The sequence below is a fragment of the Halorhabdus rudnickae genome (assembly GCF_900880625.1).
Classification (GTDB): Archaea; Halobacteriota; Halobacteria; order Halobacteriales; family Haloarculaceae; genus Halorhabdus; species Halorhabdus rudnickae.
The window spans coordinates 1164681-1181021 of record NZ_CAAHFB010000001.1 but is presented as its reverse complement, the minus strand read 5'-3'; the positions used below and the strand labels follow the sequence as shown (position 1 = coordinate 1181021).

Here is a 16341-nt window from a genome sequence, read left to right as displayed (position 1 = left end):
GGCTTCACGAACCCCTGTCGTCCCCGACGAGGGTTCACTCACCACGTCACGGCGAGAAGAGGCTGGTGTGGACGGGCGCGAAATCACTCTTGGGGGATGATTCGTCCGCCCCGTCGGCGGTATCCGTGACCGCCGATCCGGTAACGCCTTCCGCGAGGAAGTCTGCGAGCGGCGGGCCGACGTTCTCGGGCTCGACGAGGAACGCGTCGTGGCCGTGGTCGGACTCGACGACGTGGTGAGCGGTGTCGACCCCGGTCTCCCGGAGCGAGTCAGCTAGCGACTCCGTCTGGGCGACGGTGAAGTGCCAATCGGAGGTAAAGGACATCAGTAGGGCTTGTCCTTCGAAGGCCGCGAGCGCGTCAGTGTCCGATTCGAAGCCGGAGGCGAGATCGTAGTTCTCGGTCGCGCGAGTCATCGCCAGAAAGGAATTGGGATCGAAGCGGCCAACGAACTTCTCGGCCTGGTAGTCGAGATACGACTCCACGTCGCGATACGGGAAGAAGGCGGCCGCGGGCTCCTCGGGGAAGGCCCGCGTCGCTTCCCTGCCCGCTGACCGGCGGCCGAACTTTCGGTCCATCGAGGCCTTCGAGAGGTACATCACGTGACCGATCTGACGAGCCAGGGCCATGCCGTCCGTCGGTTGTGGATGATCGTCGTCGTAGTAGTCGCCGCCATCCCAGGCTGGGTCGCTGGTGATCGCCCGGCGCTTGATGCCATGGAGGGCGAGTGACTGTGCGTCAAGGCGGGCCGAGGTAGCGATCGTGGCGATCCGGTCGACGTGATCCGGGTGGCGTTTGGCCCACTCGAGGACGTTCATCCCGCCGACGCTGCCGCCAACCACCGCGTGCAGGTGCGGGATCCCGAGTTCGTCGAGCAAAGCGCGCTGAGCCTCCGTCCAGTCGGTGACTGTCACCGGCGGGAAGTCGGTGCCGTAGGGTTCGCCGGTCTCCGGGTTCGTGCTCGCGGGGCCGGTCGTCCCATAACAGGAGCCGGGGACGTTCGCACAGACGACGTAGTACTCGGTGGTGTCGATGGCCTTGCCAGGACCGACGATATCGTCCCACCACGCGCGGGCCTGGCCGCTGGTGGCGTCGTCAGCGTCGGGATGGGCGGCGACGTGGGCGGAGCCGGTCAGGGCGTGACAGACCAGTACCGCGTTGTCGCCCTCGAACTCGCCGTAGGCCTCGTAGGCGACCTCGAGTTCGGGGATCGTCTCCCCGCACTCGAACTCGAATTCACCGATAGAAGCCGTCTCGCGTTCGGCGGTGACCGTCATGTGGCTAATTCGATCCCGTCTTCGAGGTCCGCAATGATGTCTCTGACGTCTTCGATCCCGACCGACAGCCGTATCATGTCCGGCGCGACGCCGCTGGCGCGCTGTTCCTCGGGCGAAAGTTTCGCGTGGGTCGTCGAGGCGGGATGGATGACCAGCGTCTTGGCGTCGCCGACGTTCGCGAGGAACTGCGCGAGGTCTGTCTCCTCACAGAGTCGCTGGCCGGCCTCGAAGCCCCCAGAGAGGCCGAACGTCACCATCCCGCCGTATCCACCGTCGAGGTACTCGCTCGCGTTTTCGTGGGTTTCGTGGCTTTCGAGTCCTGGATAGGACACCCATTCGACCGCGGAGTGTTCGGCGAGGAACTCTGCGACTCGCGTGGCGTTCTCGCAGTGGCGTTCCATCCTGAGCGAAAGGGTTTCCGAGCCCTGCAGCGTCGTCCAGGCGTCGAAGGGCTTCTGGCCGTCGCCGACGTTCCGGACGGCCCGCTGGCGAGTTGCCACGGCAAACGCTCGGTCACCGAAGCGATCGGCGAAACTGTCGCCATCGAGCGCGCCAACACTGTCTCCCAGCGCGGGGTACTTTTCGGAGTACTCCGTCCAGGGGAAGCTCCCGCCGTCAACCACGACGCCGCCGATTGTCGTCCCGGAGCCGTGGATCCACTTCGTCGTCGACTCCCAGACCACGTCCGCACCGTGTTCGATCGGATTACAGAGATACGGCGTCGCGAAGGTGTTGTCCACGACCAGCGGCGCGCCGTGCTCGTGGGCGACGTCCGCGACCCGTTCGAGGTCGGGCGTCACCAGCGATGGGTTGCCGATCGTCTCAAGGTGGACGTACGCGGTATTCTCGTCGATGGCTTCGGCGTAGGCCTCATACTCGAGTGTGTCGACGAACTGTGCCTCGATGCCGCGATCGCGGGCGGTCGTCGTCAGATAGGAGTGGGTGCCCCCATAGATCGAGGAGGCCGAGACGATGTTGTCTCCCGCGCTCGCGAGGACGGTCGTCGTCGCGTCCAGAGCGGCCATCCCCGAGGCCGTCGCGACGGCGTCGACGCCTTCCTCTAGGGACGCGAGTCGCCGCTCTAAGGTCCGCACGGTCGGATTGTCGAAGCGACTGTAGATGTTCCCCTCGGCCTCCAGGGCGTAGAGATCAGCGGCCCGGTCGGCGTCCTCGAAGGCGTAGGAGGTGGTCTGGTGGATCGCCGGTGCGACCGCGCCGGTCTCGGGATCGGGCGATTGGCCGGCGTGGAGACACCGAGTTCCGAAATGCGAAGGCTCCTGCTCGCTCATGTTTCGTATGCATATATCTCGAAGCACGTATAACCACGAGTTACGGCAAATTTGGGCAGGGTACATCTTTACGATTAATACCATATCTGTTCCGATATTCGACCTTGATTATATTTTTGAAATTTTGGATGCAGCATATGATATGAATAAAAACTAAAATAGCTTGATTATGCAACAAGACTATATTTAGTACGATTCTTTTTTAATACTTTTATTACATTTCCCACAACAACTAACATTATTATTCAAATTAATCATAGCTTAGGAATGTATTTAGATCATAATGTTTAAGTAGATGGTTGTTATTTTCTTATTTGCTATGTCAGATGAACTTTCATCGAGCTTTAGAAGAGGATTCCTGAAGCTCATGGCTGGATCAGCTGTCAGTGCATCATTTATCGGTGAAGCATTTGGGAAGCAAGATGATGATCAGAAGCACGTCAAAGTAACAGAGAATAAAAATTGGAAAATTATATCGATAAAAAAGACGGAAAGTGGCATCCAATCTTCAGCTGACAGTAAGAATCAGCAAAATAGGAAAGATTTCACGGAACAAGCTGTCAAGCTTGCTGAAGAATCTGATGATATAAGAGTGGAGAAACTAAAAAATAAATATAAAATCAAGTGCGAAAAACGTGTAATAAAAAAGAAGAAGGAAAAATTGAAAGACATGAGGGAAAAACATCGAGATAAGATCAAAAAACAGGACCGTGAGGTCCGATCGCAAATAAACAACCATGTGGATGAAGTCCGATCACAGGTGATTGATTCTGCGGAGAGCGATACAGAGGGTGATGCATAATGTCTGATGAAATTGCTCTCCTTCCAGGAGCAGGTGACATTATTGACGATATGGATCAGGGATCCAGTGGAAAATCTCACTGGGGTATTTCACCAGGTGCGCATAGGTGTGGTTCTGATTCTGATCCCCTCGACGGAAAAGCCGAAGCTACAGCTTACGCTGAGGTGGCTGGACTCGGATCTGTGAAACGTTGGGCTACAGTAGGGGCCTCTGTTGAAGCAAGCGCTCCTCCCAATTCAAATGAGGACGTTGTTGGGGGAACTGTTTCAGTACACGGCGAATTGAATGGTGAAGTAATGGGTGTATCTGATGCGACGGGATCTGTTGATGTATACCTTCACGGATATGATTTATCAAATAATAGTCAGGCTACTGCTCACATTGCGCATCATGAAGGTGTTGTCCTGTCAGTTGTGAATATTGACCATCTATTACAAGGGGATATCAATATGACGTTTTATGATGGTCATACCTATCTTTTCGAGGTAGAGGTGATGGCTGAAGCATTCATTGCAGGTCCTTATGGGGGTGCTTCGGGTGATGCTGGGCCGTTTGATGGGGATGGCGGTGATGGGGTCACAGTCAATAGATTTTTGATTGATTATGACAACGTCTGACTAGGTGGCCACCAAAAAATGTCGGACTACTTACATATAAAAATACGATATAATGATATCTGGAGGATTGTTGTCTCCACTTTAGGATTCTTTCCTCTCTTAGTATTATTCACATCAATTGTGAGAGGAGTGTATCTTGAACCACTCTCCGCTCCCAGGATAATTATTGCGCTGAATACTGGGCTCCCGATAGTCATTAGTCCAATTTTAGCGTGGTATGTCGTAACGTCTGATAAGATCCCGTGGATCGGCGACGAAGACTAACCGTCGTGACGCGATATTTTCGTCAGATCACTCCTGTCGCAGGTCCCATTCGCCGAATCCGAGCGATTCGATCTCGTTCAGGCGCTTTCGTTCCTCGTCAGTGAAACTGATCTCGTTGGCCTCCAAGTTCGCTTCGAGCTGTTTCATGGTACTCACGCCGACGACGGGAATCGTCGGTCCCTCGCGGTCGAGCATCCACGCCAGCACGAGCGCATTGCCGCCGACGCCCTTGCGTTCGGCGAGGTTCCCGACGAGTTCCATCTTGTGGCGGTTCTCCGAGCGGACGTACCCGTCGGGAATGGGACGGTCCTCGCGGCCGTAACAGCCCTGCAACGTCGGCGAGTAGGGGAAGACGGTCAACTCCTCCTGGTCGCAGTAATCGATCAGTTCGTCACTAGCGGGGAGTTGCCCCCCGAACGCTGCATCGCGGTCGGGGATCATGTACGAGAAGCGTGTCTGGACGGCCTCCAAGCGGGGCCAGCCGCGCTCGGCGGCGATCCGGTTTGCCCGGGCGATCCGCCAGGCCGACACGTTACTCGCCCCGAGATACCGGACGTGACCGGCGTCGACGGCCCCAGCCAGTGTCTCCATCACGTCGACCTGCGGCGTATCAGGGTCGTCGACGTGGATATATAGCAGATCGATCGTCTCGATCCCTAGCCGATCGCGGCTGCGGTCGATCTCTTGTTCGATCAGGTCGGGGTCGAGGCTCCGGGGAACGTCGCCGTAGCTGAACCCGAGTTTCGTTGCGATCGTCATCTCGTCGCGAACGCCGCGCTCGTCGAGCCACTCACCGACCAGCGGTTCGCTCTCGGGTTCGTCGTATCCATCGACCCACGTCGCGTAGATGTTCGCTGTGTCCAGAAAGCGACCGCCGGCCTCGTAGTACCGGTCCAACAGTTCGAAGGACGTCTCGCGGTCGATCCGACTGCCGAAGTACATCGCACCGAGACAGAGTTCACTGACCGATTCGGTGGTCGTGCCGAGTGGTTTCGTTTCCATGCCCGCGATATCGTCGAGCAAGTCGAAAAACGTTCGCGTCGAGGGGGGCGGGTGTTCATCGAGCGTGACCGTGACTGACCCACGCCTCGCCGTCGTATCAAAACTACCATGCCGTCCGACTGCCAGAGTCGGGATACGAACGGTGGTATCCGTGACCAAGAAACGCGAGTATACCGACGACTATCCCGAGAAGACGCTGTACATTCCCGGTCCGACCGAAGTCCGTGAGGACGTCATCGAGGAGATGGCTCAACCGATGTTCGGCCACCGGATGGACCGCATGACCGACCTCTATACGACGATCGTCGAGGACACCAAAGACTTCCTCGGCACCGACAACGAGGTCATCATCCTCACCGGATCGGGGACGGAGTTCTGGGAGGCTTCGACGTTGAACCTCGTCGACGAGAAGATCCTCGTCCCCACCTGTGGAAGCTTCAGCGAACGCCACGCCAACGTCGCCGAGCGCCTGGGCAAGGATGTCGATCGCCTCGAATACGACTGGGGCGAGGCCATCAAGCCCGCGGACGTTCGGGACGCCATCGAGGCGAGCGACAACGAGTACGATGTGGTCGCAAGCGTCATGAACGAGTCTTCGACGGGCGTGCGCAACCCCATCGAGGAGATCGGTGACGTGGTGGCGGAGTACCCCGACACGTACTTCGTCGTCGACGCCGTCAGCGCACTAGGTGGCGATTATGTCGATATCGACGAGCACAACATCGACGTGCTCTTCACGTCGACCCAGAAGGCCTTCGCGATGCCGCCGGGCCTCGCGGTCTGTGTCGTCAGCGACGAAGCCTACGAGCGGGAAGTCGAGAAAGACTCGGCATCCTGGTACGGCGGCTTCCAGCGCTGCCTTGACTACTACGACCGGAAGGGCCAGACCCACTCGACGCCCTCGATCCCGATCATGCTGGCCTACCGCAAGCAAATGAAGTATATGCTCGATGAGGGCCACCGCGAGCGTGATCAGCGCCACCGCGAGATGACCGAGTACGTCCACGATTGGGCGCGCGAGCACTTCGATCTGTTTGCCGAGGAGGGCTATCGATCCCAGACGGTCTCTTGCATCGAGAACACGCAAGGCATCGACGTGGCGGCAACCATCGAGGAGGTTTCCGCGGAGTACGACATGGTCTTCTCGAACGGCTACGGCTCCCAACTCGGTGAGAAGACGTTCCGAATCGGCCACATGGGCGAACACGACGTCGAGAGCATCAAAGCACTCACCGACGCGATCGAAGATGTGGCTGAGCTCTAACGGAACGAACTGTGCTGTCGGGATCGCGTCGCCATCGTAGACTGGATTGGACGATCGGTGTATCCATCTATTTTGGCACGGGGCGCTTATCGGACGATTCATCTGTTAGCCCACCTTCTGTAGCTCTCTCGATCGAGGCTTTACATAACTTCGCTCCAACCCCGATCTGGAGTTGCATTAAAACACGACTAGGTTATCGCCGAGTGGGAACTGATCGACCGATTATCTCCGCCTGCGTGTTAGACCGTCATGTATGGACGCAGCCAGATATTACGGTCAGGAAGATATCCGTGTCGAAGATATTGAACCGGATTCGGTCGGTCCCGACGAGGTCCGGATCGACATCGAAGCATGTGGCATTTGTGGATCTGATCTTCACGAATACACCGCCGGGCCGATCTTCATTCCGGGAGATGCTCCCCACCCTGTCTCGGGTGCCCAGGCACCGTTGACGATGGGCCACGAGTTCAGCGGTATTGTTTCCGAGGTTGGCGCTAACGTTCCCGACTTCTCGGAGGGAGATGCCGTCACAGCCAATCCGATCATCTACTGTGGTTCCTGTCCTCGTTGTGAGGCCGGCGAGTACCACCAGTGTGAGTCACTCGGGTTCACCGGACTAGCGGCAAACGGCGGGTTCGCGGAAAACGTCGTTGTTGACGCCGAACGAGTCATCCCACTCGGTGACCTCCCGGTCGAATACGGTGCACTCGTTGAACCCCTCTCTGTCGCGTTGCACGCGGCCAGAGTCGCTGACGTCTCTGCCGGCGATTCGGTTGCCGTATTCGGCAGCGGCCCGATCGGTCTCTGTCAGATTCAGGTGCTGCGGGCGGCCGGTGCCGGCCCGATCATCGTCTCGGAACCGCGTGACGAACGACGGGCCCGCGCAGATGCCTCCGGGGCGGACGTGTTGGTCGATCCAACCGAGCAAGACGTACTTGAAGTCATTCGTGCCGAGACCGGTGAAGGAGTAGATATCGCCTTCGACGTTGCCGGCGTCGAAGCGACGTACAACCAGGCGATCAACAGCACTCGACCCGGCGGGCGTGTCGCCGAGGTAAGCATCTTCGAAGAGTCCCTCGAAACCCAACCCAACGACCTCGTGATTCCCGAACGTTCGATCGTCGGCTCGATCGGCTACCAGGCCGGCCCTCGCTCCGGCGAGGAGTTCGGCATGATCATCGATATGCTCGAGGATGGTCAGATCGATCCTGACCAGCTTATCACCGACCGGATCGATCTCGAAGACATCAGTGAAGATGGCTTCGAACCACTTCTCGATCCCGAGAGTGACCAGGTAAAGATCCTGGTCAAGCCCTAACGGCCCGCCTGAGCGCTCGTTTTGCGGTCTCTCTGAGACTGGATGACGGTCCATCGAACCTTCAAAGAGGGAGCGGCCGCCACAGTATAGTAATGACAGCCAACGCCCCGACTAGGAATCCGTACCTCGAGGAACCGCCGACGGAGTTCGACCCTGTCGAAGAGCTTGACGCCGACGCCGCTCGCGAACAGGCCCGACAGTTGCGCGAGGCCATCCGGCATCATGACCACCGCTACTACGTCGAGAACGACCCTGTGATCGGCGATCGGACCTACGACGCCTTGTTTTCCCGCTTGCAGGATCTCGAAGACAACTTCGACCTCGATCGCGAGGGTAGCCCGACCCAGCGTGTCGGCGGCGAACCGCTGGACGAACTCGCATCGGTCGAGCACGTCGCGCCGATGCAGTCGATCGACCAGGGTGGCGAGGTCCAAGACGTCCGGGAATTCGACGACCGCGTCGCCCGCGGCCTCGCAGACCCGGGATTCGATCCAGACGACCGCACCTACTTCTGTGAGCCAAAATTCGACGGACTCTCGGTCGAAGTGGTCTACGAGGACGGCGTCTATCAGCGAGCAGCCACCCGCGGGGACGGTGAGGTCGGCGAAGACGTCACCGAGAACGTCCGGACGATCCCGAGCGTGCCCGAGCGCTTGCGCGGGGAGTACCCGGACTTCCTCGCCGTCCGTGGTGAGGTGTACATTCCGACCGAGGCGTTTCAGGCGTACAACCGCGAGCGCATCGAGCGCGGCGACGACCCCTTCGCCAATCCCCGGAACGCCGCGGCGGGGACCCTCCGGCAACTCGACCCGTCTGTCACCGCCGAGCGCCCACTTTCGGTCTTCTTCTTCGGCGTACTCGATTCGAGTGTCGATTTCCCGACCAACAGCGAGGTTTACGAACGCCTGCCCGAGTGGGGACTCCGGACGACTGAGCTCGCCGAGGCAGTCGACTCGATCGAGGACGCCATCGGGTACCGCGATCGACTGCTCGAACGCCGGGACGACCTCCCCTTCGAGATCGACGGCGTTGTCTTCAAACTGAACGACCGCGACGCCTGCGATGCCCTGGGTTCGACGGCGCGCGCGCCACGGTGGGCCTTCGCCTACAAGTTCCCCGCCCGAACCGAGCAAACGACGTTGCGTGACGTCGTCGTTCAGGTCGGCCGAACCGGGCGGTTGACACCCGTTGCGCTGATGGATCCCGTCGAAGTGGGCGGGGTCACCGTCTCTCGTGCCTCGCTACACAACCCCGCCGAGATCGAGCGCCTCGGGGTCGCAATCGGTGACGAGGTCCGCGTCCAGCGGGCCGGCGACGTGATCCCGGAGGTCGCAGCGGTCGTCGAATCGAACAGCGAGGGGACCGTCGACTTCCCGGAGACGTGCCCCGTCTGTGACAGCCCCGTCGAGCGCGACGGCCCGCTGGCGTTCTGTACCGGTGGGCTGGCCTGTCCCGCACAACTGGAGCGGGCGATTGTCCACTATGCGAGTCGTGACGGCCTGGACATAGAAGGGCTCGGTGAGGAACGCGTTCAGCAACTGCTTGACGCCGGGCTGGTCGAAGAACTGGCCGACCTCTACGAGCTTGGGCAACTCGACCTGACGTCCCTGGAGGGGTGGGGCATGCAGTCCGTTGCCAACCTGCAGGATGAACTCGAAGCCAGCCGCGAGCCACCGCTGGATGACTTCCTCGCGGCGTTGAACGTCCCCTCTGTCGGCGACGCGACGGCGACCGCGCTGGCTCGGGAGTTCGGGACGTTCGAGGCCGTGATGGGGGCCGATCGCGAGGGGCTGCAGGCCGTCGAGGATGTCGGGCCGAAGGTCGCCGAGGAGATCCGGGACTTTTTCGAGAGTGAACGCAACTGCGAGGCGATCGAGCGACTGCTCGAACACGTCGATCCACAGGCCTACGAGGTCGAGGGCAGTGACGAACTCGACGGGCTGACGTTCGTCTTCACCGGAACGCTCGAGGGGTATACCCGGAGCGAGGCCCAGGAACTCGTCGAGGCTCACGGTGGCTCGGCGACCAGCAGCGTCTCTGGCAACACGGACTATCTCGTCGTCGGAGACGATCCTGGCCAGCGAAAGCGTGAGGACGCCGAGGAAAACGATGTTGAGGTCGTCGACGAGGACGAGTTCGCGTCGGTACTCGAAGAACGGGGCATCGAAAACTGATGTGGCCGATTTACAGATCTACCGTCTGGAACCGGTAGTAACCGATCAGCAGTGGCAGGGCGATCCACGCGAGGACGACGATCCCGGCAAAGAGAGGCTCTTGATACCACGCGGCGTTTTCGCCGATTCTCCCTGGTGCAAGCGGGAAGTTCCCGACGAGGTCAGGCAGAACCGGGAATGCGAGATTTCGGAGACCCGCAAACGGTGACAACTGCTCGAACACCTGGGCCCATTCTGGCTGTGGTCCTGTGGGGAACGAGAGACCGTTAATCACGAATCGGACCCCCTTCGGAATGAGCGTCCACAGCTGCAGGACGAACAGCAGGAAGACGCCGAACGAACCGCCTGCGGAAACTGTCGTCGACTTGGTGAACGTCGAAATCCCGATCCCGATCGCGATAAAGATCAGCGACAGGACCAGAATAAGCAGGAACGCACTCACCAGAGCGGTCGGATCGATCGGTGCGCCCCGAAGCGTGGCCACGAGAGGGGCAAAGACGAACGCCGGAAGCAGAGCAGCTGTCATCACGGCCATCCGACCGGTGTAACTGCCGGCGACGATTGATCGTCGCGAGAACGGGAGGCTCAGCAGCACGGAGAGCTCTCCAGTCGTACGTTTGCCGACCACGTCCGCCTGGCTGATGGTCAATGCTGTGATCGGAGCCAGAAATCCGAACACGCCAAGCAGTACGAATGCCGTTGTTCCTTCCGTCGCTATATTGGGCGTTTGACCGATGACGTACCCGATTGCAAGCCCCATCAACCCGAGCAGTCCCACCAGGTAATACAGCTGGCGCTCTCGTCGTGCATCGGTGAAGTCCTTGCGGGCGATCTGAAGCCAACGCATCTCAGGCACCCCCCGTGTAGGCGGCGAACAGATCTTCCAAGCTCGCCTCGCTTGTTTCGATGTTCTGGACGCTCGCGCCAGCGTCTTGGCAGGCCCGCACGATGGCTCCCTTCGCGGGGTTTTCACAGCCGACCGTGATGGTATTATCGTCGTGACGCACGGACGCCACGCCTTCGATCCGTTCGATCTTGGCGCTCAGGTTTTCGGGTATCGAATCGAGTCGTAACGCGATTTCGCCCGTGGTTCCGGCCGCGTCCCGCAGGCCGTCGATGGAGTCGACGGCCACGAGATTCCCCTGGTCGAGAATCCCAACCCGATCACAGACGGCTTCGACCTGTTCGAGGATGTGACTGGAGAAAAATACTGTTGCTCCCCTGTCGGCCTCTTCCTGGACGATCTGGCGTAACTGTCGAGCCCCGTTTGGGTCCAGTCCGGTCGTCGGTTCGTCGAGAATCAAGAGGTCAGGGTCATCGACTAGCGCCATGCCGAGCATCAGCCGCTGGGTCATCCCTTTCGAGTAGCCCTTTGTCGGCCGATCGGCGGCGTGGGCGATCCCTACGCGCTCCATGATCGCATCCGGATCATCGTCAGCACTCTTGGCTTCGATGGTGAACTCGACCTGTTGTCGGCCGGTCATTTCCCCGAGCGGCCCGAACCGCTCCGGTAATACGCCGATCCGTTCCCGGACGGCGACCGTCTCTGACTGTGTGTCCATCCCTAGTACCTCGGCTCGGCCCGCCGTGGGACGGGCGTGGTCGAGGAGGATGTCGATTGTCGTGGACTTGCCTGCGCCGTTCGGACCGAGGAAACCGAACACCTCGCCCGACTCGACGGTCAGGTCAACTGATTGGAGGGCGCTGACGTCACCGTATCGCTTGGCGACGCCAGTAAGGTCGATGGCGACCATGCCCGTCCTTCTGAAGGTGTCGTCATAATCCTTGCCGTTTCGATAGCTCCTGTGTGACTATCCCGAGTACCGTCGCCGACCCCTCTGTCGGATGAACGAACTCCAGAAAGATGTTGATCGGTGTCGATTTTCCCGTCCCATTGGGCCCAGAAAGCCGAAAATCTCTCCCTTTCCGACCCGGCGGTCTATGCCCCAAGCGCGAGCACACCACCCCGTACTTCTTGCGCAACTCGCTCGTTTCGATGGCTGCCATAGCGATCGGGCCTCCCACCGGCAGTCACTTATAAAGGAACGCCGGGTTTCACCCCGTGGAGGTAAAAAACGCGACAGGTATGTCGATAGTATCAATTTAAGTGATGGAAAGTGCAACCGGCGTACGTGACCGACGAGGATGTCCTAGAGGACGTCGCTTCGCTCCTCGAGGACGAGTGTGCACGGACTATCCTCGCAGCGACGAGTGCACAACCCATGACTGCTACGGAACTCGCAGACCGGTGTGACGTCTCCGGACCGACCATCTACCGCCGCATCGAGGACCTGCGCGAACTGAATCTGGTCGAGACTCGGACCCGGCCCGACACCGAAGGCGGGCATCACGAACAGCTCTATACCGCGACGCTCTCGGAGGTCTCCGTCAGGCTGGAAGACGGCGGCTTCGAGGTCACTGTAGACCGTCGCGAATCGATCGCCGATCGCTTTACCCGGCTCGTGGAAGGGATGTAACCATGATTGAACCATCGCCGTCTTACGAGAGTAGCGTTGTTCCGATGCAAGCCGCCACCGCACCGTCTGGCTCGGGAGAACTGTTGTTGCTGGCTGGAGGTGCGATTACGATCGCGATCGGCATCGCTATCGCCTACGTCGCCTTCCGGGGCTACAGACGGAACGCCAGCCGCCCGATGCTGTTCATCGCGATCGGGTTCGTCCTTGCGATCGCGTTCCCCGGGACGCTCGAATACCTGCTGTACATTCTTATCGTCGCTTTCGACTTCCAGTCGCCGCTCGATCAGCTCTATCTCGCCGGGATCATGCAGGGCAGTCAACTCCTCGGCATGGCGGCGATCCTCTACGCCTTGCTCGTGCAGTGAGGGCGCATCTATCCCCGGCGATGCCCTGTGGTGATCATGCTCTTCCTGTCGACGCTCCGGTGGTTATTCTCTGTCTGCCGTCGTTCTCGGTCCGGCGATCCCCATCGTGGCTGGGATCGTACCGGTGACCGACGAGGAGACAGAGCACGTCGCAGGCAACGAAGAGAGCCACGATGTCGATCCGCGTCGACGCGACCAAAAGCAGCGGCAGCAACGCCAGTCCCAGGAGCACGGCACTCCAGAATCCGGCTGCGACCAGGGCTCGTCCAAACGCCGGACGGAGGCGACTGAACTGTTCGATGGTGGGGGGACCAATCTGTGCCATGTACGGACGACGGGTTCCGGGAACCCAAAAGGTCACGCACGGTCAAGGCGTTCTTTGAGCTATCCGTAGCGGGGACGTTTCCTCGTGCAGACGACATCGTCGGGTCAACTCACGACGGGATCGTCGGTCCGCTGGTGCGGTGTTCTTCGGCGTTTAGACGCTGTCGTCGGGCCGATGGTTCTCGGCCATCCGGTCGGCTTCGCGGGCGTAGCGATCGCGCTCGTCGGGATCGGCCGGCTCCAGTCGGTCCGGTTCGACCTCGATCGCGGCGGTCACTTGCTCTTTCATCAGCAGCGCCGTCGATCGCTGCTGGGTGACGTGTCTCGACCCGTCCCGGGTCGCGTAGACGAGCGTCACCAGATCTTCGTCGTAGAAGTCGCGTTCGACCAGCCAGCACTGGACGGTCCCCTCGCTCATGAGCAACGCTTGGGTGGGTAGCGGGTTGTATCCTCCGACCGGTGATCCGGACGAGACGCCCACTTCCGGCGGCCAGTGGCTTCTTGTGAACGCGCCCCGAAATTCGACCGATGGCCGACTGGAGCGATCGCGTCGAGGAGTTGCTCTACGAGGGAGAGGACGTGACCGAACAGGTGTCGGTCGGGACAGCACACGTCGTCGTGACGACCCATCGCGTCCTTGCGTTCACTCCCGAGATGGAGGGCGAGAACTTCCGGCAGGTTGAGCGCCCGAACGTAACCGACGTCGCCATCAGAACCGACGGGGAGACGGGTTTCTTGATGACCGGGTTCCGTGCCGGTCTCTTCGGGATTGTCTTTCTCGGGACCGGGCTGGTCGTCGACTTCGGTGCACTGTTGGGTGACGTCAATCTCGGCGAGATGGACGCCGGTGCCGGCGCGATGGGGATCGGCGGCATCCTCGGGATGGTCCAGGCAATGATCGACATCCTCTCCAGCCTCGACGACTACATGCGCCTGTTCGGGCTATTGTTGCTGTTGTTTTCGCTCGTCCCCATTGGGGTCTACGTCTACTCTCGGGAAACCCGACTGGTCGTCTCGATCGCCGGTGGCGAGGATCTCCCGATCGCAGCCTCACCTGACGACGCCGATTCGACTGTCGCTGCACTCCGTGATGCGATCCTTCCCGAGGGCGTCTCCACGGACGGTCCCGATCAGCGATCGTTCGACCTGCTGGAACGGTTTGGATGACTGTCTCTCGTTTCCGCATGACGCCACGTTCAATCCGTTCGAGAACCTAGCCCCGGCCGATGGATCAGGCCGCCGTGCGGTCCCGTGCCGCGGATCTCCCGACCGAGCCTGGCGTCTACCAGTTTCTGGACGGCGGCACAGACGGGACCGTCCTCTACGTCGGCAAAGCCGTCGATCTCCGGGATCGCGTTCGGTCGTACGCCGATCCGCGTGGTGAACGCATCCGACGGATGGTCGAACGGGCCGACGCCGTCGAGGTGGTCGTCACCGACACCGAGACGCAGGCGCTCCTCCTTGAGGCGAACCTCATCAAACGCTATCAGCCACGCTATAACGTCCGGCTCCGGGACGACAAGTCCTACCCGCTCGTGCAACTGACCGACCACGCAGCCCCGCGGATCGAGATCACGCGCGATCCCGACGAGGGTGCGGACGTGTTCGGGCCGTTTACCGACAAGGGGGACGTCGAGACCGTCGTCAAAGCGATCCGGGCGACCTACGGCCTGCGTGGATGTTCGGATCACAAGTACGCGAACCGCGATCGTCCCTGTCTTGACTACGACATCGGGCTCTGCTCGGCGCCCTGTACCGGCGAGATCGATCCGGAAACCTACCGCGAGGACGTCGACGCAGTCCGGCGTTTTTTCCGCGGAGAGACGGGGATACTCGCTGAACCGATCCGCGAGGAGATGGATCGGGCCGCCGCCGACGCGGCCTTCGAGCGGGCGGCGAATCTCCGGGACCGTCTCGATGTCGTCGAATCCTTCCACGAGGGTGGTGCCGAAGCCGTCGAATCGACCGCGGATCGGACGACCGACGTGCTGGCGGTCGTTCTGGAGGGGGACGCGGCGACAGTCGCACGCCTTCATAGCTCCGAGGGCTCGCTGGTCGATCGGGAACGCCACACCGTCGAGACGCCAGACGGCCAGCAGGCCGGCGACGTGCTCGCTGCATTCGTCCCACAGTACTACGCCGAGCGGGAGTTACCCGATCGGTTGCTGCTCTCTGATCGATTGACAGACGACGAGGTCCGCTCGTGGCTGACCGATGTCGACGTCGACGTGGCCGTCCCCGGCGCGGGACGGGAGGCGACACTGGTCGACCTCGCACTGAAGAACGCCCGCCGCGGGACAGGACGGGACGACGGCGTCGCGGCGCTGGCCGAGGCGCTCGATCTGGACGCTGCCGATCGCATCGAGGGGTTCGACGTGAGTCACACCGGTGGTTCGGGTGTCGTCGGTAGCGATGTTTGCTTCGTCGACGGCACTCCTGAGAAACCCGATTACCGGCGCAAGAAACTCCCGGAGGGCAACGACGACTACGCCGCGATGCGGTCGCTGATCGGCTGGCGGGCCAAGCGGGCGATCGAGGGGCGAGACGACCGGCCCGATCCCGATCTCCTCTTGATCGACGGCGGCGAGGGACAGCTCTCGGCCGCCCGGGACGCCCTCGACGCCGTCGGCTGGGACGTTCCCGCGGTAGCACTGGCAAAGGCCGAGGAACGCGTGATCACATCCGGACGGACGTTCGACTGGGACGGGGGCGTGCCACAATTGCGGCTCCTCCAGCGCGTCCGGGACGAGGCCCACCGGTTCGCGGTGCAGTATCACGAGACGCTTCGTGACGACGCTTCGACGGCACTCGACGACGTGCCGGGGATCGGTCCCGCGCTTCGGGTACGGCTGTTGGGGCGGTTCGGCAGTGTCGCGGGCGTCCGCGAGGCCTCGATTGACGAACTCCGGGACGTGCCCGGCGTCGGGGACGCAACGGCTGAGACGATCCGACGACAGCTTTGATCGCGGGGCTACGGACCATTTCCGCGCCGAACTGATGGATTTACCGACCAGCTCGAACGCGGCGACCAGCAGTCCGGCCTCGCTGCCCACCAGCCAATGAAGTTGCCTGTGAAAGCGAGGGTAGGATCCCAGCCAGCGGTGTACATCCGAGTACTCTCAGGTCGCCCCATTGACTCTGTATATCGGGTGATATATCGTTTGTACTT

17 protein-coding genes are annotated in these 16341 nt (G+C 60.7%); 9 read left to right on the top strand and 8 right to left on the bottom strand.

Going from position 1 to position 16341, the window contains the following annotated elements:
• Positions 1-46: 46 nt before the first annotated feature.
• Both metX and BN2694_RS05830 read right to left on the bottom strand, forming a co-directional pair.
• Positions 47-1276 (bottom strand): homoserine O-acetyltransferase MetX, encoded by a 1230-nt coding sequence (gene metX, locus BN2694_RS05835; RefSeq protein ID WP_135663514.1) that lies wholly within the window; start codon positions 1274-1276, stop codon positions 47-49.
• A complete protein-coding gene (locus BN2694_RS05830) occupies positions 1273-2565 on the bottom strand; it encodes an O-acetylhomoserine aminocarboxypropyltransferase/cysteine synthase family protein (protein WP_135663512.1) in 1293 nt (430 codons plus the stop codon). Before BN2694_RS05830 ends, metX begins: the two co-directional genes overlap by 4 nt.
• Positions 2566-2884: 319 nt before the next feature.
• Here BN2694_RS05830 and BN2694_RS05825 point away from each other — a divergent pair, with 319 nt between their 5' ends.
• Complete coding sequence (locus BN2694_RS05825) at positions 2885-3367, top strand: hypothetical protein (RefSeq protein ID WP_135663510.1); 483 nt, start codon at positions 2885-2887, stop codon at positions 3365-3367.
• A complete protein-coding gene (locus BN2694_RS05820; RefSeq protein ID WP_135663508.1) occupies positions 3367-3984 on the top strand; it encodes a hypothetical protein in 618 nt (205 codons plus the stop codon). The genes BN2694_RS05825 and BN2694_RS05820 overlap by 1 nt, the downstream gene beginning before the upstream one ends.
• Before the next feature lie 291 nt (positions 3985-4275).
• Here the strand turns inward: BN2694_RS05820 and BN2694_RS05815 are convergent, their stop codons facing one another.
• Positions 4276-5250 carry an aldo/keto reductase gene (locus BN2694_RS05815; RefSeq protein WP_135663506.1) on the bottom strand — a complete coding sequence of 325 codons (975 nt, stop codon included), beginning with the start codon at positions 5248-5250 and terminating at the stop codon, positions 4276-4278.
• 151 nt (positions 5251-5401) lie between these two features.
• Between BN2694_RS05815 and BN2694_RS05810 the strand changes: the two genes are divergently transcribed.
• The 3 genes from BN2694_RS05810 (at position 5402) to ligA (ending at position 10006) form a co-directional block, all read left to right on the top strand.
• Positions 5402-6514 carry a pyridoxal-phosphate-dependent aminotransferase family protein gene (locus BN2694_RS05810; protein ID WP_135663504.1) on the top strand — a complete coding sequence of 371 codons (1113 nt, stop codon included), beginning with the start codon at positions 5402-5404 and terminating at the stop codon, positions 6512-6514.
• 253 nt (positions 6515-6767) lie between these two features.
• On the top strand, positions 6768-7832 hold the full coding sequence (locus tag BN2694_RS05805) for a 2,3-butanediol dehydrogenase (RefSeq protein ID WP_135663502.1): 1065 nt from the start codon (positions 6768-6770) through the stop codon (positions 7830-7832).
• A gap of 92 nt (positions 7833-7924) precedes the next feature.
• The gene (gene ligA, locus BN2694_RS05800; RefSeq protein WP_135663500.1) at positions 7925-10006 is read left to right on the top strand and encodes an NAD-dependent DNA ligase LigA; all 2082 of its coding nucleotides are present in this window, start codon (positions 7925-7927) and stop codon (positions 10004-10006) included.
• 10 nt (positions 10007-10016) lie between these two features.
• On the opposite strand, the gene BN2694_RS05795 is transcribed toward ligA, so the two are convergent.
• The 3 genes from BN2694_RS05795 to BN2694_RS18120 are packed head-to-tail and all read right to left on the bottom strand — an operon-like array spanning position 10017 to position 12013.
• Complete coding sequence (locus tag BN2694_RS05795) at positions 10017-10853, bottom strand: ABC transporter permease (protein WP_135663498.1); 837 nt, start codon at positions 10851-10853, stop codon at positions 10017-10019.
• A 1-nt stretch (position 10854) separates the two neighbouring features.
• A complete protein-coding gene (locus BN2694_RS05790) occupies positions 10855-11760 on the bottom strand; it encodes an ABC transporter ATP-binding protein (RefSeq protein WP_135663496.1) in 906 nt (301 codons plus the stop codon).
• 22 nt (positions 11761-11782) lie between these two features.
• Entirely contained in the window at positions 11783-12013 is a 231-nt protein-coding gene (locus BN2694_RS18120; RefSeq protein ID WP_244605367.1) for an ATP-binding cassette domain-containing protein, read from the bottom strand.
• Between the two features lie 125 nt (positions 12014-12138).
• Here BN2694_RS18120 and BN2694_RS05780 point away from each other — a divergent pair, with 125 nt between their 5' ends.
• Together BN2694_RS05780 and BN2694_RS05775 are read left to right on the top strand one after the other, a co-directional pair.
• On the top strand, positions 12139-12483 hold the full coding sequence (locus tag BN2694_RS05780) for an ArsR/SmtB family transcription factor (protein WP_135663494.1): 345 nt from the start codon (positions 12139-12141) through the stop codon (positions 12481-12483).
• A gap of 2 nt (positions 12484-12485) precedes the next feature.
• Entirely contained in the window at positions 12486-12848 is a 363-nt protein-coding gene (locus BN2694_RS05775; protein WP_135663492.1) for a DUF7521 family protein, read from the top strand.
• A 34-nt stretch (positions 12849-12882) separates the two neighbouring features.
• On the opposite strand, the gene BN2694_RS05770 is transcribed toward BN2694_RS05775, so the two are convergent.
• The gene (locus BN2694_RS05770; RefSeq protein ID WP_135663490.1) at positions 12883-13173 is read right to left on the bottom strand and encodes a hypothetical protein; all 291 of its coding nucleotides are present in this window, start codon (positions 13171-13173) and stop codon (positions 12883-12885) included.
• A gap of 153 nt (positions 13174-13326) precedes the next feature.
• A complete protein-coding gene (locus tag BN2694_RS05765) occupies positions 13327-13590 on the bottom strand; it encodes a hypothetical protein (RefSeq protein WP_135663488.1) in 264 nt (87 codons plus the stop codon).
• 110 nt (positions 13591-13700) lie between these two features.
• Here BN2694_RS05765 and BN2694_RS05760 point away from each other — a divergent pair, with 110 nt between their 5' ends.
• Together BN2694_RS05760 and BN2694_RS05755 are read left to right on the top strand one after the other, a co-directional pair.
• A complete protein-coding gene (locus BN2694_RS05760) occupies positions 13701-14339 on the top strand; it encodes a hypothetical protein (protein ID WP_135663486.1) in 639 nt (212 codons plus the stop codon).
• A 59-nt stretch (positions 14340-14398) separates the two neighbouring features.
• A complete protein-coding gene (locus BN2694_RS05755) occupies positions 14399-16135 on the top strand; it encodes an excinuclease ABC subunit C (RefSeq protein ID WP_135663484.1) in 1737 nt (578 codons plus the stop codon).
• Positions 16136-16341: the final 206 nt, after the last annotated feature.